At 75.8% G+C, this 19,926-nt stretch carries 16 protein-coding genes; 3 read left to right on the forward strand and 13 right to left on the reverse strand.

Going from position 1 to position 19,926, the window contains the following annotated elements:
• Positions 1-88: 88 nt before the first annotated feature.
• From SM577_RS17950 to SM577_RS17960, 3 genes are all read right to left on the reverse strand, one after another.
• On the reverse strand, positions 89-871 hold the full coding sequence (locus tag SM577_RS17950) for an isocitrate lyase/PEP mutase family protein (protein WP_474587454.1): 783 nt from the start codon (positions 869-871) through the stop codon (positions 89-91).
• Positions 868-1,884: a cytochrome P450 gene (locus SM577_RS17955; protein WP_474587455.1), complete on the reverse strand. Its 1,017-nt coding sequence runs from the start codon at positions 1,882-1,884 to the stop codon at positions 868-870. The genes SM577_RS17950 and SM577_RS17955 overlap by 4 nt, the downstream gene beginning before the upstream one ends.
• A 245-nt stretch (positions 1,885-2,129) precedes the next feature.
• The gene (locus SM577_RS17960; RefSeq protein ID WP_302922302.1) at positions 2,130-2,870 is read right to left on the reverse strand and encodes an ArsR/SmtB family transcription factor; all 741 of its coding nucleotides are present in this window, start codon (positions 2,868-2,870) and stop codon (positions 2,130-2,132) included.
• Positions 2,871-3,000: 130 nt separating this feature from the next.
• Between SM577_RS17960 and SM577_RS17965 the strand changes: the two genes are divergently transcribed.
• Complete coding sequence (locus SM577_RS17965; RefSeq protein ID WP_474587456.1) at positions 3,001-5,211, forward strand: glycoside hydrolase family 43 protein; 2,211 nt, start codon at positions 3,001-3,003, stop codon at positions 5,209-5,211.
• Positions 5,212-5,257: 46 nt separating this feature from the next.
• Here SM577_RS17965 and SM577_RS17970 read toward each other — a convergent pair whose 3' ends face one another.
• The 9 genes from SM577_RS17970 to SM577_RS18010 all read right to left on the reverse strand — a co-directional run bounded on the left by SM577_RS17970 (position 5,258) and on the right by SM577_RS18010 (position 14,611).
• Positions 5,258-6,556 carry an ABC transporter substrate-binding protein gene (locus tag SM577_RS17970; protein WP_474587457.1) on the reverse strand — a complete coding sequence of 433 codons (1,299 nt, stop codon included), beginning with the start codon at positions 6,554-6,556 and terminating at the stop codon, positions 5,258-5,260.
• 16 nt (positions 6,557-6,572) lie between these two features.
• Positions 6,573-7,673, reverse strand: coding sequence for a branched-chain amino acid ABC transporter permease (locus SM577_RS17975; protein ID WP_302922300.1), 1,101 nt, complete (start codon positions 7,671-7,673; stop codon positions 6,573-6,575).
• Positions 7,670-8,554 carry a branched-chain amino acid ABC transporter permease gene (locus tag SM577_RS17980; protein WP_109901615.1) on the reverse strand — a complete coding sequence of 295 codons (885 nt, stop codon included), beginning with the start codon at positions 8,552-8,554 and terminating at the stop codon, positions 7,670-7,672. Before SM577_RS17980 ends, SM577_RS17975 begins: the two co-directional genes overlap by 4 nt.
• The gene (locus SM577_RS17985) at positions 8,551-10,443 is read right to left on the reverse strand and encodes an AMP-dependent synthetase/ligase (RefSeq protein ID WP_474587458.1); all 1,893 of its coding nucleotides are present in this window, start codon (positions 10,441-10,443) and stop codon (positions 8,551-8,553) included. Before SM577_RS17985 ends, SM577_RS17980 begins: the two co-directional genes overlap by 4 nt.
• Before the next feature lie 76 nt (positions 10,444-10,519).
• Positions 10,520-11,296 (reverse strand): ABC transporter ATP-binding protein, encoded by a 777-nt coding sequence (locus tag SM577_RS17990; protein WP_302922298.1) that lies wholly within the window; start codon positions 11,294-11,296, stop codon positions 10,520-10,522.
• Positions 11,293-12,084, reverse strand: coding sequence for an ABC transporter ATP-binding protein (locus SM577_RS17995; protein WP_302922297.1), 792 nt, complete (start codon positions 12,082-12,084; stop codon positions 11,293-11,295). Before SM577_RS17995 ends, SM577_RS17990 begins: the two co-directional genes overlap by 4 nt.
• A gap of 188 nt (positions 12,085-12,272) precedes the next feature.
• Positions 12,273-12,794 carry a 2'-5' RNA ligase family protein gene (locus tag SM577_RS18000; RefSeq protein WP_474587459.1) on the reverse strand — a complete coding sequence of 174 codons (522 nt, stop codon included), beginning with the start codon at positions 12,792-12,794 and terminating at the stop codon, positions 12,273-12,275.
• 60 nt (positions 12,795-12,854) lie between these two features.
• Positions 12,855-13,460 carry a response regulator transcription factor gene (locus SM577_RS18005; protein WP_474587460.1) on the reverse strand — a complete coding sequence of 202 codons (606 nt, stop codon included), beginning with the start codon at positions 13,458-13,460 and terminating at the stop codon, positions 12,855-12,857.
• Positions 13,457-14,611, reverse strand: a complete 1,155-nt coding sequence (locus tag SM577_RS18010) for a sensor histidine kinase (RefSeq protein WP_302922294.1) — start codon at positions 14,609-14,611, stop codon at positions 13,457-13,459. Before SM577_RS18010 ends, SM577_RS18005 begins: the two co-directional genes overlap by 4 nt.
• A 133-nt stretch (positions 14,612-14,744) precedes the next feature.
• Between SM577_RS18010 and SM577_RS18015 the strand changes: the two genes are divergently transcribed.
• Positions 14,745-15,602: a hypothetical protein gene (locus tag SM577_RS18015; protein ID WP_474587461.1), complete on the forward strand. Its 858-nt coding sequence runs from the start codon at positions 14,745-14,747 to the stop codon at positions 15,600-15,602.
• Positions 15,603-15,701: 99 nt separating this feature from the next.
• Positions 15,702-17,504 carry a DEAD/DEAH box helicase gene (locus tag SM577_RS18020; RefSeq protein WP_302922292.1) on the forward strand — a complete coding sequence of 601 codons (1,803 nt, stop codon included), beginning with the start codon at positions 15,702-15,704 and terminating at the stop codon, positions 17,502-17,504.
• Between the two features lie 70 nt (positions 17,505-17,574).
• Here SM577_RS18020 and lon read toward each other — a convergent pair whose 3' ends face one another.
• Positions 17,575-19,911: an endopeptidase La gene (gene lon / locus SM577_RS18025; RefSeq protein WP_474587462.1), complete on the reverse strand. Its 2,337-nt coding sequence runs from the start codon at positions 19,909-19,911 to the stop codon at positions 17,575-17,577.
• Between the last annotated feature and the right edge of the window lie 15 nt (positions 19,912-19,926).

Genomic DNA, 19,926 nt, shown 5'->3' on the forward strand with positions numbered 1-19,926 from the left:
GGTCAAGCCCGAACAATCCTCCTATCTTCCTCCGAAGGGATACGAGCAGGTCAGGACGGCTGCGGCGCGGCCCGCGGGGGACGAACCGCTACCCGGCGGACGGGTCACCCAGCCGCTGCGTCTCGGCGTACGAGGGCAGCCCCGGCGGGACGCCCGCGCCGTCGAGGACGGCGAGCGCCCCGGCGAGCGCGGCCCGGAACAGCAGGGAGCCGGTGCTCACCCGGGCCACCCCGAGCGCGCCCAGCTCGGCCGGGCCCGGCCCGCCGGGCGACAGCAGCACGTTGAGCGGGGCGTCGATCGCGGCGGCCAGCCCGGCGATCAGGTGGGGGTCGGCGACGCCGGGCACGAAGACCCCGTCCGCGCCGGCGTCCCGGTAGGCACGGGCCCGGCGCAGCGTCTCCGGAAGCGGGTCGGGCGTGCCCAGCCACCAGGTGTCGGTCCGGGCGTTGACGAACAGGCCCGGCACGGCCGCCTTGACCGCGGCCACCGTGGCGGCGGTCAGCTCGGCCGGGGCGAGGGCGCCGTCGGCCCGGCCGTCCTCGACGTTGATCCCGACCACCCCGAGCGCGGCCAGCTCGGCCACCAGGTCGGCGACCTCGGCCGGGTCGTCGCTGAACCCGGCCTCCACGTCGACGGTGAGCAGCACCGGAAGCCGGCGCAGCAGCCGGGCCAGCCGCACCGTCTCCGCCCGGGTGGCGGCCGCGCCGTCGGGCAGGCCGGCGGCCGCGGCGACGCCGAGGCTGGTGGTGCCGATCGCCCGATACCCGCGGGCGGCGAACGCGGCGGCGCTGGCGTGGTCCCAGGCGTTGGGCAGCAGCAGCGGCCGGCCGGCGTGGTGCAGGGCGTGGAAGGCGGCGAAGCGGTCGGTCATCGGGGGCGTACCTCCAGTCGGGTCGGCACGCGCAGCAGCGCGTGCGGTTCGTGGCGCACCGGCGCGGGCACCGGCCGGCAGCGGCGGCGCAGCACGTCCACCACGCCGGTGGCCAGCGCCAGCGCATGCCGCTCCCCCGGGCAGCCGCGCGGTCCGGCGCCGAAGGTCAGCGCCGCGCCCGGGCGGCCGGGCAGCAGGCGGTCCGGCTCGGCGAAGACCGCCGGGTCCCGGTTCGCGGCGTCGAAGCGCAGCAGCACCGCGCTGCCCGGTGCCAGGTCCCGCCCGCCCAGCCGGACCGGGCCGGCGGTGACCCGCCGGGTGCCGCGTACCGGCGGGTCGAGCCGGAGCACCTCGGCGAGCAGGGCCCCGGTGGGCACGTCGGCGGGCCAGGCCAGCACGTGCCGGGTGGCGGCGCCGATCAGGCCGGCGGTGGCGTCGCCGGCCTGGACCAGCAGGCCGATCCGGTTTGCCCGGACCTCCGACGGCTCGGGTGGGGTCAGCGCCAGCAAGGCGGCCACGGCCCGGTCCGCGCGCCGCACCGTGGCCGGGTCGGCGCCGGGATGGTAGGCGGCCGCGACAGCGGTCACCGCCGGCACGGCGGCGTCCGGGTCGGCCAGCCCGAGCCGGTCGGCCAGCACCCGCAGCGGTACGCGGCGGGCGAGCACCGCCATCACGTCCAGCCGGTCGCCGGCGCGGTCGAGCGCTTCCCCGGTACGCCGGGCGGCCGCCGCGCGCAACTCGTCGGGGTCGAGCGCGGCCAGCATCGCCGCGCCGGCGGCGCGCCGGGTCGGGTGGGTCGCGGGCGGGCTGAACCGGCTCACCGTGCCGCGCAGCCAGGCGAGGGTGCCGGGCGGGCCGGGCCGGGCGACCGGCACGTGGCAGGCCGGGTCGAGCAGCGCGGCGCGCACGTCGGCGTGCCGGGTCACGGTCCAGCCGGTGGCCGGGTCGAGGACGGGCGGGCCGCACGGCGGCGTGCCGGTGGCGGGATCGAGGAGGTGGGTCACGACTGTCACCCGGCCGACGGTAGGGCCGGATCGGTTCGGTCCCCGCCGAAGAACGCGCGACCCGACGGGCTGATCCGCCCGACTTCCGCGATGTCGCGGTATCGATGACGCCCGGAGGACCCGAGGTCCGGGAACCGGAGTGGAGCACGCGGCGCCGATCCGGGAGTCGCGGTACCGACGACGCCGGGACGACCCGAGGTCCGGGAACCGGAGTGGAGCACGCGGCGGCCGATCCGCGCCCGCCGGTACGGGGATCAGGCGCGGCCGCCGCCGGTGTCCGTGCTGGTGGCGGGGGCGAGGTCGGTGACGGTCAGGCCGAGCGCGCCGGCCAGCGCGGGCCCGCCGGCCGGGGTCAGCCGGACCGCCCGGCCGGTCCCCCGGGTGAGCCAGCCGAGGTCGAACAGCCGGCCGCAGAGCGCCGCGCCGAGCACGCCGGCCAGGTGCGGGCGCCGCTCGGTCCAGTCCAGGCAGTCGCGCAGCAGCGGACGCCGGCCCGCCGCGGCCACCGGCACGTCGAGCCCGCCCAGCCAGTCCCGACCGGCCGGGGTCAGGGTGAGCCCGGCCCGCTCGTCGAGCAGCCCCCGGGCCAGCATGGTGTCGCGCAGCAGCACGCCGAGCCGGCCGGCCAGGTGGTCGTAGCAGGTGCGGGCGTACGCCAGCGCCGCGTCGGCCCGCACGGCGCGCAGCGAGCGGGCGGGCCGGTCGGCGCCCGGCGCGTGGCCGGCCAGGTCCTCGACCAGCTGGGCCACCGACGGCCCGGCCAGCCGGAGGTAGCGGTGCCGGCCCTGGCGTTCCTCGACCAGCAGCCCACCGGTGACCAGGCGGTCCAGGTGCTCGCTCGCGGTCGACGGGGCGACCCCGGCGGCGCGGGCCAGCTCGCCCGCCGTCCAGGCCCGGCCGTCGAGCAGGGCCAGGCAGAAGCTGGCCCGGGTGCGGTCGGCGAGCAGGGCGGCGAGGCGGGCCAGCGCCGCGCCGTCGGTGCTGGTGGCGCTCATCGGCCCATGCTGGCACGGGCACGGTTCGGCGCGCACCGACGGGTCACCGACTCTTTACAACGTTGTATCCATCGTTGTAGAAACGGACGGAGTCACCCTCGTCGACATTCCCCCACCCGAGGCAGGTCTGATGGGACAACTCCGTCGTGGCGGTGCGCTCGCCGCCGCACTCGGTCTGCTGCTGGCGGCGACGGCGTCCGCGCCGGCCGTCGCCGCCCCCGACCCCGGCTACCGCAACCCGGTCTCGGCCGCCTTCGCCGACACCTTCGCCGACCCGGTGATCGTCCGTGGCGACGACGGCTACTGGTACGCCTACGGCACCACCGACCCGCTGCGCGAGGGCGAGCGGCAGTTCCACCGGGTGCCCATGGCCCGCTCGGCCGACCTGGTGGACTGGGCGTACGTCGGGGACGCCTTCGGCGCCGACCAGCGGCCCCCGTACGCGGCGCCCGGGGCCGGCTTCTGGGCGCCCGACGTGCGCCGGATCGGCGACCGCTACGTCATGTACGTGACGGTCACCGACACCACCGTCTCGCCGGAGGGCAGCGACTTCACCATCGGTGCGGCGACCGCGCCGACCCCGACCGGCCCGTGGACCTTCGCCGACCAGCCGGTGGTGGCGCCCCGCCCCGGCGGCGGCGGCTGGCTGTGGACGATCGACCCCACCCAGTTCACCGACGTCGACGGCACCAGCTACCTCTACTACGGCAGCTACTACGGGGGCATCTCGGTCACCGAACTCTCCCCCGACGGGCTGCGCGCGGTCGGCCAGCCGACCCTGGTGGCGATCGACAACAAGTTCGAGGGCAGCTACGTGCTGCGCCACGACGGCTGGTACTACCTGTTCGCCTCGACCGCGAACTGCTGCGCCGGCCCGGCCACCGGCTACTCCGTCCACGTCGGCCGGTCACGTAGCCCGCGCGGCCCGTTCCTGGACCGCGACGGCATCCCGCTGACCGCCTCCCGGGCCGGCGGCACGCCGGTGCTCACCCAGAACGGCAACCGGTGGATCGGCACCGGCCACAACGGCTTCCTCACCGACCTGTCCGGCCAGGACTGGATCGTCTACCACGCGATCGACCGGGCCGACCCGTACCTGGACGAGCCGTTCGGCATCAACGAGCGGCCGATGCTGCTGGACCGGCTCGACTGGATCGACGGCTGGCCCACGGTCGACGCCGGGGCCGGCCCGTCCGACGGAAACCGTCCCGCCCCGGTGACCACCGGCCGGGTCGACGAGCGGTTCGACGCCGGGCTGGCCGGCTGGCGCGGCACCGGCGGCTGGCGGGTCGCCGACGGCCGGCTCACCGGCAGCGGCACGCTGACCAGCCGGAGCACGCTGGGTGGTGACGTGCGGGCGGAGACCGACCTGCGGCTGGCCGGCGCCGACGCGGCCGGGCTGACCCTCGGCCGGGTCGAGGTGCGCGTCGACGCGGCGGCCGGCCGGCTGGTGGCCCGCGGCGGCGGCCGCACCGCCACCGCCGCGCTGCCGCCCGGCCACCGCCTGACCGACCGGCACAACCTGGCCGTCGAGGTACGCGGCCGGCAGCTGGTGGCCGAGCTGAGCCCGGCCCGCCAAGGCGACCAGCTCGCCACGGTCACCCTGCGGCTGGACCGCCCGGTGCCCGGGCGGCTCGGGTTGACCGCGACCGGCGGGGCCGCCGAGTTCGACAACGTCAGCCTGGCCCGGCTGCACCGGCCGGCCCGCCACGCCGTGCCCGAGCCCCGGACCGGCGCCCTGCTGCCCGGCTGGTCCGACGAGTTCACCGACGGCCTCGACCCGGCCTGGAGCTGGGTGCGGCCGGACCCGGCGGCCACCGTGTCCGGCGGGGCGCTGCGCTGGCCGACGCAGGCCGCCGACCTGGTCGGCACCGGCAACACCGCCGGTGTGCTGCTGCGCGACGCGCCGGCCGGCGACTACGTGGTGGAGACGAAGGTGACCCTCGACCTGGGCGAGGAGACGGTGCGCAACTACCAGCAGGCCGGCCTGGTCGCCTACGTCGACGACGACCGGTTCGCCCGGCTGGCCCAGGTCGCGATCTGGAACACCCGCCAGGTGGAGTACGGCTACGAACTGCCGTTCGCCGGCCAGCCGGTGTACGGCGGCAATATCGTCGGCACCCCGGCCACCACCACCTGGCTGCGGCTGGCGCACCGGGTCGACCCGGTCACCGGCGAGCACGAGTTCCGGGCCGGCTCCAGCCGGGACGGGAAACACTGGACGTGGGGCGGGGTGTGGACCTTCCCGGCCGACACCACGCCCCGGATCGGCCTGGTCGCCCACGGCGGCGCGCAGCCGCCGGTCACCGCGGAGTTCCACTACCTGCGCTTCCACCGCTGACCCGGCGGTCGGGCCCCCGCCGTCGCGGGGGCCCGACCCGGCCGGCTCAGAGCTTCTCGTAGCAGGGCCGGTCCAGGTTGTACGCCCCGGCGGTCGGCCCGGTGAACAGCTCCCGGACCTGGCTCACCCCGGTCGGGGAGGCCTTGTCCGGCTTGTAGACGGCGGTGACCCGCACCGCGCCGTCGTTCGCCCCGGCGGCGTAGTTGCCGGCGGTGGCCGGCAGCATCCCCTCGTAGTCCACCGAGGTCAACGACTTGACCGCCTTGAGCAGCCCGGCCCGGGTCAGGTCGCCGTCGGCCACCGCCTTGGCCAGCGCCGCCTTCATCGGGTACGACCAGACCCACCCGGAGGTGTAGCCGTCGTTCGGGGTGACCCCGGGCAGCGCCTCGCGCAGCGCCCGGTGCCCCGGGGTGTCGGTGCTCCAGGTGTTCCACGGCGCGGTCTGCTCGTAGCGGGCCAGCAGCGCCGGGGCCGCCGGGCTCTGCAGCAGCGCCGGGTTCCAGGTCGGGCTGGTGCCGATGAACCGGCCGGCGAAGCCACGGGCCACCGCCTGCCCGACGATGGTCGCCGCGTCCGCCGGCCCCATGGTGAGCACCACCAGGTCCGGCTTGCCGGCGAGGATGGCCTGGATGGCGCCGGCCTGCTTGTCCGCCCCGGAGTCGGTCTTGACGTCGGTGAAGGTCATCCCGAGCGTCTGCGCGGCCAGCTTCACCCCGGCCGCGGCGTCGTCGCCGTAGTCGCCGGCCAGGTGCACCGCCATCACCGACTTCGGCGCGTACGTCTCGCGGGCGTAGTCGAGCGCGTTCATCGACTCCACGCAGTAGTTCGCGCCGGACTCGATGATGACGTCCTCGAAGGCGTAGCCGGAGGTCCAGGCGGCCGGGGCGGCGATCACGTTGCTCGCCTTCATGTCGCCCAGGATGGCGCCGGTGGTGGGCGAGCCCAGGCTCTGCGCCAGCGCCAGCACGTTCGGCTTGATCTCCTGGTAGACCTGGTTGTGGGTCTGCGGGTTGTACTTGTTGTCCCGCACGTACCGGGTCACGTCCACCTCGTAGTCGCCGATCCCGCCGGCGCTGTTGACCCGCTTCCAGAACGCCTTCTGCGCGTCGGTGATCGGCACCGCGAGGGCCCGGAACGGCCCCTCGGTGAGGTCGGAGATGATGCCGAGGTAGATGCAGCCCTTGTTGCGGTCGACCGCCTCCGGGCACGGCTCGGCGGTGACGCCGACGTCGGTGCGCAACCCGGATTCGTCCGTTGTGCTGTCCCCGCCACGGCACGCGGTGAGCGTGCCGGCCAGCAGGATCAGGGCCACCCCGAGGGCGGTCCGCGACGTCCGTAGTGCCATGGCTTCCTCGCTCGGGTCAGTAGGAGAACGGCCACGCCTTCCAGTAGGCGCGGGCCCGGACCCAGAGCCCGAACAGCCCGCGCGGTTCGAAGATCAGGAAGACGATGATGAGTACGCCGTAGAGGATCGTCTCCACCTGGAAGACGTTCGGCACCTCGTTCGGCTGGGTGCTGATGAACGGCACCCACGCCTGCAGTTCCCGGGTGAGCCGGGGCAGCAGGGTGATGAAGAACGCCCCGGCGATCGCGCCGGAGATGGTGCCCGCGCCGCCGATCAGCACCATGGCGATGTACTGCACGGACAGCAGCAGGCTGAACGAGCTCGGGTCGAAGAAGCCGGTGACGGTGTAGAGCAGCGCCCCGGCGCAGCCGGCGTAGGCCGACGACACCGCGAACGCCAGGGTCTTGTACCGGGGCAGGTTCACCCCGATCACCCCGGCGGCGATGTCCCGGTCCCGGATTGCGGTGAACGCCCGCCCGATCCGGGAGCGGGCCAGGTTCCGGGCGGCCACCGCGAAGACCACCAGCAGCGCCAGCATCAGCCAGTACAGCTTCTGGTCGCGGGTGGCGGTGGCGTCGGTGACCGCGAGCGGCTGGCCGAGGAACTCCAGGGTGGCCGCCGGCCGGCCGACCCCGGCGCCGCCGGTCAGCGCCGACCACTCGTTGAACACGTGCTGACCGATGAAGACCAGGCCGAGGGTGACGATGGCCAGGTAGAGCCCGCGCAGCCGGGTGGCCAGCGGGGCGACCAGCACCCCGGCCAGCGCGGCCACCAGGCCGGCCGCGGGCAGCCAGACCGCGATGTCGGTGACCCCGAGGCCGATCACCCGGCCGGCCGGGTCGCCGCTGATCGCCGCCGCGGTGTACGCGCCGATGCCGAGGAAGAACGCGTGGCCGAGGGAGACCTGGCCGGCGTACCCGGTGACCAGGCCGAGGCCGATCGCGCCGATCGCGGCCACGCAGCAGACCGCGAGCAGTTGCAGCAGGTCGTCGGTGAGCAGGAAGGGCAGCGCGAGCGCCAGCGCCAGCAGCGCGCCGGTCCACCACCGCTTGGCCGGGGTGTCCAGCAGCGCCAGGTCCTGGGCGTACGAGGTGCGCAGCAGCGGCCGGTGTCTCATACCCGCTCGACCTCCCGGGTGCCGAACAGCCCGTACGGGCGGACCAGCAGCACGACCAGCATCAGCACGTACGGGGTGATCACCGAGACGTTGCCGCCCAGCCAGGCGAGGTCGTTGGCGTAGGTGGCGGTGAGTTCCTGGAGCACGCCGACGGCGAGCCCACCGACCACCGCGCCGGGCAGCGAGTCGAGCCCGCCCAGGATGATCACCGGCAGCGCGGTCAGCGCGATCAGCCAGAGCGCGGCGTCCACGCTGGCCCCGGCGGCGGCGAAGGTGCCGGCCACCGCGGCCAGGCCGCCGGCCAGCGCCCAGCTGACCGCGAAGACCGCGCCGACCGACACGCCGTGCGCGAGCGCCGCCTCCTGGTCCAGCGCGGCGGCCCGCATCGCCAGCCCGGTGCGGGTGAACCGGAAGAACGCGAAGAGCCCGGCGACCAGCAGGCCGGTGGCCGCCACCGCGGCCAGGTGCCGCTGTTGCAGCTCCACCGGGCCGAGCGACAGGGTGCGCAGCCCCCACGGGTCGCCGACGTGCCGCACGTCCAGGCCGATGAACGCGTTGACCACCACCCGGACGGCGACGTCCACGCCGAGGGTGATGATGGCGACCACGAACGCCGGGCGGCCGACCATCGGCCGCACGGCGGCGCGCTCGACGCCGAGCGCGAGCAGGCCGGTGCCGACCGCCGCCAGCGGCACCGCCGCCCAGAAGCCGACGGCCGGCGCGAGGTAGGTGACCGCGACGACGCCGGCCAGCATGAACGCCGGCTGGGCGAAACTGATCACCCGGGTGGCCTTGTAGATGATGACGAAGCCGAGGGCGAGCAGGGCGTAGACGCTGCCGGTGCCCAGCCCGCGCAGCACGCTCTCGGTCAGTTCGGTCACCGGTCACCGCCCGGCGCGTACAGCTCGTCGACCAGGTCGGCGAAGGCCCGGGTGACCGCCTCCCGGCGGACCTTCTGGGTCGCGGTCAGCTCGCCGTCGTCCTGGTCGAGTTCCTTGGGCAGCAGCCGGAACCGCCTGATCCGCTCGACCCGCGGGTGCCGGGAGTTGACCTCGTCCACCACGCCGCGGATCAGCTCGACCACCTCCGGCTTGGCGCTTAGGTCGCGGTAGGTGGTGTACGGCAGCCGGCGCCGCTGCGCCCACTGCCCCACCGTGTCGGCCTCGATGCCGATCAGCGCCACCAGGTAGGGCCGGCGGTCGCCGATCAGCACCGCCTCCTTGACGTACGCCGACGCCTTCAGCTCGTTCTCGATGCCGGCCGGGCCGATGTTCTTCCCACCAGCGGTGATCATGATGTCCTTGGCCCGGCCGGTGATCCGCATGTGCGTGCCGTCCACCCACTCGCCCACATCGCCGGTGTGCAGCCAGCCGTCCGGTTCCAGCACCGCGGCGGTGGCGGCCGGGTCGTCCAGGTAGCCGGCGAAGACCCCGGGGTGGCGGGTGAGGATCTCCCCGGTGGTCTCGTCGACCCGCAGCTCGACGCCCTGCTGCGGCTCGCCGACCGTGCCGAGCTTCACCCGGCCGGGCCGGTTGCCGGTGGCGATGGCGGAGTTCTCCGTCATCCCGTACACCTCGTGCATCGGCACCCCGATGCCCATGAAGAAGCGGAGCACCTCGGGGGCGATCGGGGCGGCGCCGGAGGCGGCGTAGCGCACCCGGCGCACGCCGATCCGCTCGCGCAGCGCCCGGTAGCAGAACAGCCAGCCCACCGCGTACGCCAGCCGGCTGGCGGTGGTGTGCCGGCCCCCGGTGGCCACCAGGGTGGCGCCGATCCGGTCGGCCACCCGCAGCCAGAACCGGGCCACCGCCCGCTTCAGCGGGGACGCCGAGGCCACCCGGATGGTGACCGTGGCGAGGATCTTCTCCCAGATCCGGGGCACCCCGAACAGGATGGTCGGCTGCACCTCGCGCAGGTTCGCCGGCACGGTGGCGACCGACTCGGCGAAGTTCACCTGCACGCCGGCGCCGGCGCTGCTCCAGGTGGTGAAGACCCGCTCGGCGACGTGGCAGAGCGGCAGGTAGGACAGGAGCAGGTCGTCCGGGCCGGGCGGGGGGTCGGCCAGCCCGCCGCCCTCGGTGACCGTCCGCACCGCGAAGTCGACGTTGGCGACGGTGAGCATCGCGCCCTTCGGCCGGCCGGTGGTGCCGGAGGTGTAGATCACGGTGGCCAGGTCGGTGCCGGTGGCGGCGGCCATCAACTCGTCCACCGCGCCCGGGTGGGCGACCCGGTGGGCGGTACCGAGGGCCAGGAAGTCGTCCCAGTACAGCAGCGCCGGGTGCGGGTAGCGGCCCCGGACGCCGCGCGGTTCGAGGTAGACGACGCGGTCCAGGTCGGGGCAGTCGTCGAGCACGGCGAGGGCCTTGTCGACCTGCTCCTGGTCCTCGGCGACGAGCACCCGCGCGCCGGAGTGGGCCAGCAGGTAGCCGATCTCGGCGGCCGGGTTGGTCGGGTAGAGCCCGACGGTGGCGCCCCGGACGGCGACGGTGGCCACGTCCGTCCAGAGCCACTCGCGACGGTTCTCGGCCAGCACCGCGACCCGCTCTCCCGGGCCGACGCCGAGGGCCAGCAGGCCGTGCGCCACGGTCTGCGCGGTGTCCCAGTACGCCGCCCAGGTCACCTCCTGCCAGATCCCGCGGATCTTCTCCCGCAGCGCCACCCGGTGCGGGGTGGCCCGGGCGCGCTCGCGTACCCGCGCGGCGATGGTCGGGACGGCGGCGCCGGCGGTGTCCGTGCCGGGCGTGCCGGTCGGCGCGCTGGTGGTGCTCATGCCCCCGCTCCGCTTCGCTCCGCGGCGCCACGAGGCACCGCCGGGCTGTGTCGATGGTTCGCTCGCCGGCGCTCGCTCACGTGGTGGTCACCTCCCCCAGGTAGGCGCGGATCACGTCGGGGTGGTGCTGGATCTCGGCCGGGGTGCCGGTGGCCACCGGTTGTCCGAAGTCGACCACCAGCACCCGGTCGGCGAGGTCCATCACCAGGCCCATGTCGTGCTCGACCAGCACCACCGGGATGCCCAGCTCCTCGCGGACGTCGAGGATGTAGCGGGCCATGTCCTCGGTCTCCTCGAGGTTCATCCCGCCGACCGGCTCGTCGAGCAGCAGCAGCTTCGGCTCCATGGCCAGCGCCCGGCCCAGCTCCACCCGCTTCTGCACCCCGTACGGCAGCAGCCCGACCGGCATCCGCCGCCACTGCTCCAGCTCCAGGAAGTCGACGATCTCCTCCACGGCGGCCCGGGCGGCCAGTTCGGCGCGCCGGGCCCGGCCCCGCCAGAGCACCGCCGCCAGCGGCCCGTACCGGAGGTGGTGGTGCCGGCCGAGCAGCAGGTTCTCCAGCACGGTGAGGTTGGCGAAGAGCTCGACGTTCTGGAAGGTGCGGGCCAGCCCGAGCGCGGCGATCTGGTGCGGTCGCCGGCCGAGGAGATCGACACCGTCGAAGACCACCCGGCCGGCCTGCGGCCGGTAGACCCCGGAGAGCACGTTGAAGATCGACGTCTTGCCGGCGCCGTTCGGCCCGATCACGGCGAACAGCTCCTGCCGGCCGACCGTGAAGCTCACCCCGTCGATCGCCCGGACACCGGCGAAGCTCAGCCGCACGTCGGTGAAGCGCAGGATCTCGTCGGTCATGACAGCCACCGCTTCCGTCGCCGGTAGTGCTTGACGTCGCGGAACGAGCGCCGGCCGGTGTCCGCGCCGGCGTGCAGGCCGAGGTAGAACTCGCGGACGTCGTCGTCGGCGAGCAGCTGCGCGGCCGGCTTGTCGAGCACCACCCGACCGGTCTCCAGCACGTAGCCGTGCGCGGCGACCGAGAGCGCCATGGCCGCGTTCTGCTCGACCAGCAGCACGCCGGTGCCGGCGGCGTTGATCCGCACGATCAGCTCCCGGACCTGCTCGACCAGGCGCGGGGCGAGGCCGAGGCTGGGCTCGTCCAGCAGCAGGTAGCGGGGGCCGGCCATCAGCGCGCGGCCCATCGCCAGCATCTGCTGCTCGCCGCCGGAGAGGTAGCCGGCGGTGCGCCGGCGCCGCTCGGCCAGCACCGGGAAGAGTCCGTACACCTCGTCGAGCCGGCCCGGGATCCGGCGCGGGTCGGTGTGCCCGCCCAGGCGCAGGTTCTCCTCCACGGTCAGCTCGCCGAAGATCCGCCGCCCCTCCATCACCTGGGCCACGCCGCGGCGCACGATCGCGGCCGGGCGCAGCCGGTGCAGCGGCTGGCCGTCCAGGGTGACCTCGCCGCGGACCACCTCGCCGTGGTGGATGTCGAGCAGCCCGGTGATGGCCCGCAGCAGGGTGGTCTTGCCCGCGCCGTTGGCGCCGAGCAGCGCGACGATCCCGCCCGGCGGGACGGTGATGCTCAGGCCGCGGAGCACCAGCATCACGTCGTCGTAGACGACCTCGAGGTTGCGCACCTGCAGCATGGCCGGCGCTCCCGGGGGCTCGAGTGTGGCGTGCGCCACAAGTTACCGAGCATTAAACCGCGCGGAACGTCCCGGCAAAAGATCGGAACGGTTGGATCCGCCGCTCCCGGTCGACGGTCGGCCCGATCCCGCCGGCGGGTGCCCGTGCGCGGCGACGCGGTGGGCCGCCGCGAGCACCGGTTTGGCGGTCAGCCGGCCGGCGTGCCGAGCGGGTGGACCGAGCGGGTCGCGCCGTGGTAGCTGCGCGCGGCGACGAACTCACCGACCGGCCGGGTGTCACCGACCACCGCCCGGGCCAGGCCGGCGTCGGCGTCGCGGAACCGCAACGCCAGGCTCAGGTGCGGCCGCCAGCGCCGCGGCGCGTGCCAGGGGTTGCGTCCGTCGGCGTCGGCGAGGACGTGCCACACCGCCGCGTGCAGCGCGGTCAGCTCGGCGCAGGGGCGCACCAGCCAGACCAGCGGCGCGCTGCCGTCGAGGACCGCTACTTCGCCGAGCCGGGCCGGCAGCGGCAGCGCCGCGTCGACCAGCGCGGCCAGCCGGGCCACCGCGCCCGGAGGGAACTCGTCGGCCGCGGCCAGGGTCAGGTGCGGCCGGTTGGTCGGGTGGGTGTTGCGGGCCAGGCTGGGCAGCCCCGCCGCGGCCAGCCGGCCCCAGGCGGCCCGGACGGCGGCGTCGAGCCCCGCCGAGCAGACCAGTTCGACCGTACGCACGCCGTGAGGTTAACCGGGTGTGGCGGCCCGTGGCGGGGTCCGCGCGGCGGTCGAGGGCGGCTAGAGCCAGCCGGCCTCGCGGGCGATCCGCACCGCCTCGGCGCGGTCGGCCGCGCCCAGCTTCTGCACGCTCGCCGCCAGGTGGTTGCGGACCGTCCCGGCGGCCAGGTGGGTACGCCGGGCGATCACCGCGACCGGGGCGCCGAGTTCGGCCAGCCGCAGCGTCTCCAGCTCCCGGGCGGTCAGCGGGCACTCGGGCAGGGTGAGCGCGTCGGCGGCCAGCGACGGGTCGACGTACCGCCCGCCGGCGTGCACCCGGCGGATCACGTCGGCCAGCGCGCCGCCGGGCGAGCCCTTGGGCAGGAAGCCCCGGGCCCCGGCGGTGAGCGCCTGCCGCAGGTGGGCCGGCCGGCCGTGGCCGGTCAGCAGGACCACCGCGCACTCGGGGCGGGCCCGGGTCAGCTCGGCGGCGACCTGGATGCCGGTGAGCCCCGGCATCTCCAGGTCCACCACCGCCACGTCCGGCCGGTGGGCCAGGGCCGCGGTGACCGCGGCCGGCCCGTCGGCGGCCTGCGCCACCACCTCGAGGTCGGGTTCCAGCGCGAGCAGGGCGGCGACCGCCACCCGGACCAGCTCCTCGTCGTCGGCGAGCAGGACCCGGATCATGAGGCGACCGGCACGGTGGCCTCCAGGGTGAACACCGCACCCTCCCGGCGGACCCGCAGCCGGCCGCCGGCCGCGCCGAGCCGGTCGGTCAGCCCGCGCAGACCGCTGCTGCGCGGGTCCGGCCCCCGGTCGGTGGCGCCGTCGTTGGTCACCGTCATCCTGGCCACGGCCCCCTCCTGGACGATCTCGATCCGGCACCAGCCGGCCCGGCTGTGCCGCAGCACGTTCGTGCTCGCCTCGCGCAGCACCGCCGCCAGCTCGCTCGCCGCCGCCGCCGGCAGGTCGGCCGGCGGGGACGGCACCGTGCACCGTACGCCGCACGAGCGCAGCACGCCGGCCACGGCGGCGAGCTGCTCGCCCAGGTCGACGGTGCGGTAGCCGTGCACGGTCCGGCGCACCTCGGTCAGCGCGGCGGCGGCCAGCCGCTGCACCTCGGCCGCCTCGCGGCCGGCCCGGGCGGGGTCGCTCGGGGCGAGCCGGGCGGCCAGCTCGGCCTTCAACGCGATCACCGTCAGGTCGTGCCCGAGCACGTCGTGCACCTCCCGGGCCAGGCGCAGCCGCTCCTCGGCGGCGGCCAGCCGGGCCTGCGCGGCCTGGCCCTGCCGGGCCTCGACGAGCAGGTCCCAGAACCAGACCTGGAACCAGTTGAGCAGCGCGATGCCGGCCCCCACCCCGCCGGTCACGGCGAGGTGCCGGCCGAGCGAGCCCCCGGTCCAGCCGGCCACGCCGGCGGCGACCGCGACGGCGAGCGCCGCCACCGCCAGGGCGACCGGCGGGCGGACCAGCAGCGGCGCCATGCCGACCAGGGAGGCGCCCAGCCACGCCCAGGTGGGCCAGTCGCCGGCGGCGACCGGACCGACGGTGGGGACGCTGAGCACCGCCGCCGCGGCCAGGCACGCCTGGAACCGCCGGCGCCGGCGCTGCGCCAGCCAGGGCGTGGCCGCCGCGTACAGCACGGCGGCCTGGGCGGCGGCGAAGGCGAGCACGCCGGCCGCGCCGAGCACCGCGCGCCCCGGGTCGGGCTCCCGCAGCACGCCGACGGCCGGCAGCAGCAGGCTGGCCCAACCGCCGGTGGCCAGCGACACCAGGGTGGCGAACCGGGCACGGCGCAGCCGCCGGTCCGCCCGGGGTACCGCCGCCTGCTGCGCCACGCCGCAGATCCTAGGGCGGCCGGCCGCCCGGTTCACCCGTGAGAATCGCACGGTCCGGCCGTGCGGTCCGCCCGGAAATCCGGTGCCGGACGCGGCTGTCGGGCGGAGCGGCACCGCCGGCAGGGTCGAGGGCATGAGAGAGACCCTGACGCCCCCCACGGTGGTCCCCGCTCCGCCGCCGGCCGCCCACCCGGCCGGCGGCGGACGACACCTGCTGCGGCACCTCGGCGAGATGGTGCTGGCGATGGTCGCCGGAATGCTGCTGCTCGGTCCGGTGTGGACGCTGGTCGGCGAACCGCTCGGGATCGCCGCCACGCTGGCCCGGCCGGACGTCGCCGCACTGGTGATGGCGACGAACATGACCGTCGGCATGACCGTCTGGATGCGGCACCGCCGGCACTCCTGGGCCGCCACCGGCGAGATGGCCGCCGCGATGTACCTGCCGTTCCTGCTGCTGTTCGGGCCGTACTGGGCGGGGCTGCTCGGGGCCGACGCGCTGATGCTCGGCGGGCACCTGCTGATGCTGCCCGCGATGGTGCTGGTGGCGGTGCGGCACCGGCACGCCGAGCCGGTCCCGGTACGCCGGCACCCGGCCGTGGTCGCGCTGGCCCGCCGGTGGCCCACCCTGGTCGCCCTGCTGATGACTGTCAGCCTGTGGGCCGCGCCGGACGTGCCGAGCCCGTGGCTGATGCTGGTGCTGCCCGGCGCGTACCTGCTGATCGGCGCGGTCCGGGGCCGGCTGCGCGGTCCCGGCGGGCTCGGCCGGCAGCTGGTCGGGCTGGCCGCCTGGTCGGCCCTGGTGGCGGTGGCGGTGGTGGTCGACGGCCGCACGGCGGCCTGCCTGGTGGCCGCCGGGTGGCTCGCCCATGCCGGCTGGGACCTGCTGCACCACCGCCGCGACGAGGTGGTGCCCCGGGCCTACGCCGAGTGGTGCGGGGTGCTCGACGCGGCCATCGGCGTCTCCGTCGTGCTGGCGATCCTGTCCGGCTGAGGGAGTGGTCGGGCCGGCCGGCGGACGGGGGCGGCCGGCCCGACGCGGGTTGTGCCGGTCGCCGCACCGCCCGGCCGGCGGTGATGAAAGGCTTGTCACATGAGTTCCGCACCCGTACCACCCGAACCACCCGCCCGTCCCGCCGCCGACCCGGACCCCGGGGCGGGCGCCTTCGCGGACCTCGGCCTGCGCGCCGAGCTGCTGAACGCGCTGACCGCGCTCGGCTACGAGGAGCCGACCCCGATCCAGCGGGAGGCGATCCCGCCGCTGCTGGCCGGACGGGACCTGCTCGGCCAGGCGGCGACCGGCACCGGCAAGACGGCCGCCTTCGCGCTGCCGCTGCTGCAGCGGATGCCGCCGCAGCGCGCCGGGGGCGACCCGATGGCGCTGGTGCTGGTGCCGACCCGGGAGCTCGCCGTGCAGGTCTCCGAGGCGTTCCACCGCTACGGCAAGGACCTGGGTACCCGGGTGCTGCCGATCTACGGCGGGCAGCCGATCGGCCGGCAGCTGCGCGCGCTGGACGCCGGGGTGGACGTCGTGGTGGCCACCCCCGGCCGGGCGCTGGACCACATCGCCCGGGGCACCCTGCGGCTGGGCGGGCTGGCCACCGTGGTGCTGGACGAGGCCGACGAGATGCTCGACATGGGCTTCGCCGAGGACATCGAGGCGATCCTGGAGCACGCCCCGGAGCAGCGGCAGACGGTGCTCTTCTCGGCGACCATGCCGGCCCGCATCGACGGGATGGCCCGCCAGCACCTCACCGACCCGGTGCGCATCCTGATCGCCCGGGAGCAGCCGGTGGCCGGCGAGGCGCCCCGGGTGCGGCAGAGCGCGTACATCGTCGCCCGGGCGCACAAGCCGGCGGCGCTGGGCCGGGTGCTGGACGTCGAGTCGCCCACCGCGGCGATCGTGTTCTGCCGCAGCCGGGAGGAGGTGGACCGGCTCACCGAGACGATGAACGGGCGCGGCTACCGGGCCGAGGCGCTGCACGGCGGGATGAGCCAGGAGCAGCGCGACCGGGTGATGGGCCGGCTGCGCTCGGGCACCGCCGACCTGCTGGTGGCCACCGACGTGGCGGCCCGGGGCCTGGACGTCGAGCAGCTCACCCACGTGGTCAACTACGACGTGCCGTCGGCGCCGGAGTCGTACGTGCACCGGATCGGCCGGGTGGGCCGGGCCGGCCGGGAGGGCGTGGCGATCACTCTCGCCGAGCCGCGCGAGCACCGGATGCTCAAGACCATCGAGCGGGTGACCGGCCAGCGGATCGCCATCGACAAGATCCCGACGGTGGCCGACCTGCGCACCCGGCGGCTGGAGCTGACCCAGGCCGCGCTGCGGGAGAGCCTGCTGGAGGACGACCTCGACCCGTTCCGGGCCATCGTGGAGTCGCTGACCGACGAGTTCGACCTGGTCGAGGTGGCCCTCGCCGCGGTGCGGCTGGCCCACGAGGCGACCTCGCCGGGCGCCGCCGACGAGGAGGAGATCCCGCAGGTCCCGGTGCGCGGCCCGCGGGAGGGGCGGCCGGAGGGGGGCCGGGCCGACCGGCGCGGTGGGCGGCCCCGCGCGGGCGGCACCACGCAGGTCTTCATCGGCCTGGGCCGGCGGGCCGGGGTACGCCCGCAGGACCTGGTCGGGGCGATCACCGGCGAGACCCGGGTCAGCGGCCGGGACATCGGCTCGATCGAGATCGCCGACCGGTTCTCCCTGGTCGAGGTCCCGTACGCGGTGGCCGACGAGGTGATCGCCGGGCTGCGCGGCAGCACCATCAAGGGGCGCAAGGCGACCGTGCGCCGCGACCGTGACGGGGACGGGGACGGGGACCGCCGGCCCGGCGGCGGCGCCGACCGGCGGCCGTACCGCGACGGTGACGGCGACCGGCGGCCGCGCCGGGACCGCTACTGAGGCCGTACGCCACGCGGCCCCCGGGCCGTCGCGCGGTGCGACGGCCGGGGGCCGCGGGTGTCGGCGCCGGTCAGGCGGCGGCGAGCGCCGGTCCGTCCAGCGACTCCGTGTCGATCTCGGCCGGGCGCAGCGCCAGGGCGAGCACGTCGGCCACGTCGGCCAGGGTGTGGATGGTCAGCGCCTCGCGCACCTCGGTCGGCAGGTCGTCCAGGTCCGGCTCGTTGCGCTTCGGGATGATCACCTCGGTCAGGCCGGCCCGGTGGGCGGCCAGCAGCTTCTGCTTCACCCCGCCGATGGGCAGCACCCGCCCGGAGAGGGTCACCTCGCCGGTCATCCCGAACTCGGGCCGCACCGGCCGCCCGGTCACCAGGGAGGCCAGCGCGGTCACCATGGTGATGCCGGCGCTGGGGCCGTCCTTGGGCACCGCGCCCGCCGGCACGTGCAGGTGGATCCGGCGCCCGGCGAGGGCGTTCGGGTCCAGCCCGTACCGGCGCCCGTTGGAGCGCAGGTACGACCACGCGATGTGCGCGGACTCCTTCATCACGTCGCCGAGCTGGCCGGTCAGGGTCAGCCCCGGCTCCCCCTCCATGCTGGTGGCCTCGATGAAGAGCACGTCGCCGCCGGCGCCGGTGACCGCCAGGCCGGTGGCCACGCCGGGCACCGCCGTGCGCTCGGCCGACTCCGGGGTGAACTTCGGCCGGCCCAGGTAGCGGGCCAGGTTGCCGGTGTCCACCCGGACCGGGGTCGGGTCGGTGGCCAGGGTGACCGCCACCTTGCGCAGGATCTTCGCCAGCGCCCGCTCCAACTGCCGGACGCCGGCCTCCCGGGTGTACTCCCCCGCGATCCGGGCCAGCGCCCCGTCGGCCACGGTCACCTCGTCGGCGGTCAGCCCGGCCCGCTCCCGCTGCCGGGGCAGCAGGTGGTCGCGGGCGATGGCGACCTTCTCGTCCTCGGTGTACCCGTCCAGGGTGACCAGCTCCATCCGGTCCAGCAGCGGGCCGGGGATGGCCTCCACCACGTTCGCGGTGGCCAGGAAGAGCACGTCGGACAGGTCGAGGTCGACCTCCAGGTAGTGGTCCCGGAAGGTGTGGTTCTGCGCCGGGTCGAGCACCTCCAGCAGCGCGGCGGCCGGGTCGCCGGAGTAGCCGGCGGCCAGCTTGTCGACCTCGTCGAGCAGCACCACCGGGTTCATCGAGCCGGCCTCGCGCAGGGCACGGACGATCCGGCCGGGCAGCGCGCCCACGTAGGTGCGCCGGTGACCGCGGATCTCCGCCTCGTCCCGCACGCCGCCCAGGCTGACCCGGACGAAGTTGCGGCCCAGCGCCCGGGCGACGGACTCGCCGAGGCTGGTCTTGCCGACGCCGGGCGGGCCGGCGAGGGCGAGCACCGCGCCGGAGCCGCGCCCGCCGACCACGCCGAGGTTGCGCTCGGCGCGGCGGTTGCGCACCGCCAGGTACTCCAGGATCCGGTCCTTCACGTCGGTCAGGCCGGCGTGGTCGGCGTCGAGCACCGCGCGGGCCGCGGCCAGGTCGGTGTTGTCCTGGGTACGCGTGTTCCACGGCATCTCCAGGACGGTGTCCAGCCAGGTCCGGATCCAGCCCGCCTCCGGGGAGGCGTCGCTGGCCCGCTCCAGCTTGCCGACCTCGCGCAGCGCCGCCTCGCGGACCTTCTCCGGCAGGTCGGCGGCCTCGACCCGGGACCGGTAGTCGGCCGAGCCGTCCGGCTCGTCCTCGCCGAGCTCCTTGCGGATCGCGGCGAGCTGCTGGCGCAGCAGGAACTCCCGCTGCGACTTCTCCAGCCCCTCGCGGACGTCGTTGTTGATCTGCTCGGTGACCTCCTGCTCGGCCAGGTGCTCCTTGACCCAGCCGACCAGCAGCTCCAGCCGGGCGGTGACGTCCGGCGCGGCGAGCAGCTCGCTCTTCTGGTCCAGGCTCAGCCAGGGCGCGTACCCGGCGGAGTCGGCCAGCTCGGAGAGGTCGGTCATCCGCTCCATCGCGTCGATGACCTGCCAGGCGCCCCGCTGCTGGAGCACCGAGGTCATCAGGGCGCGGTACTCGCGGGCGAGTTCCCGGGCCCGGCCGGCGGGAGCGGGTTCGTGCAGTTCGGTCGCCTCGACCCAGAGGGCGGCGCCGGGGCCGGGCACGCCCGAGCCGATCCGCGCCCGGGACAGGCCGCGGATGACGGCGGCCGGCTCGCCGCTGGGCAGCCGGCCGACCTTCTCGATGGTGGCCACCGCGCCGACCGGGCCGTACTCGCCGTCGAGGCGGGGCACGGCCAGCAGCTTGCGGTCGCCGGTGGCGCGGGCCGCGTCGACCGCGGCCTGGGTGGTCGGGTCGAGGGTCACCGGGATGACCATGCCGGGCAGCAGCACGGCGTCGGTCAGGGGAAGTACCGGAAGAGTTGCCATCGAACACCTGCTATC

The organism is Micromonospora desertarenae (assembly GCF_056150265.1).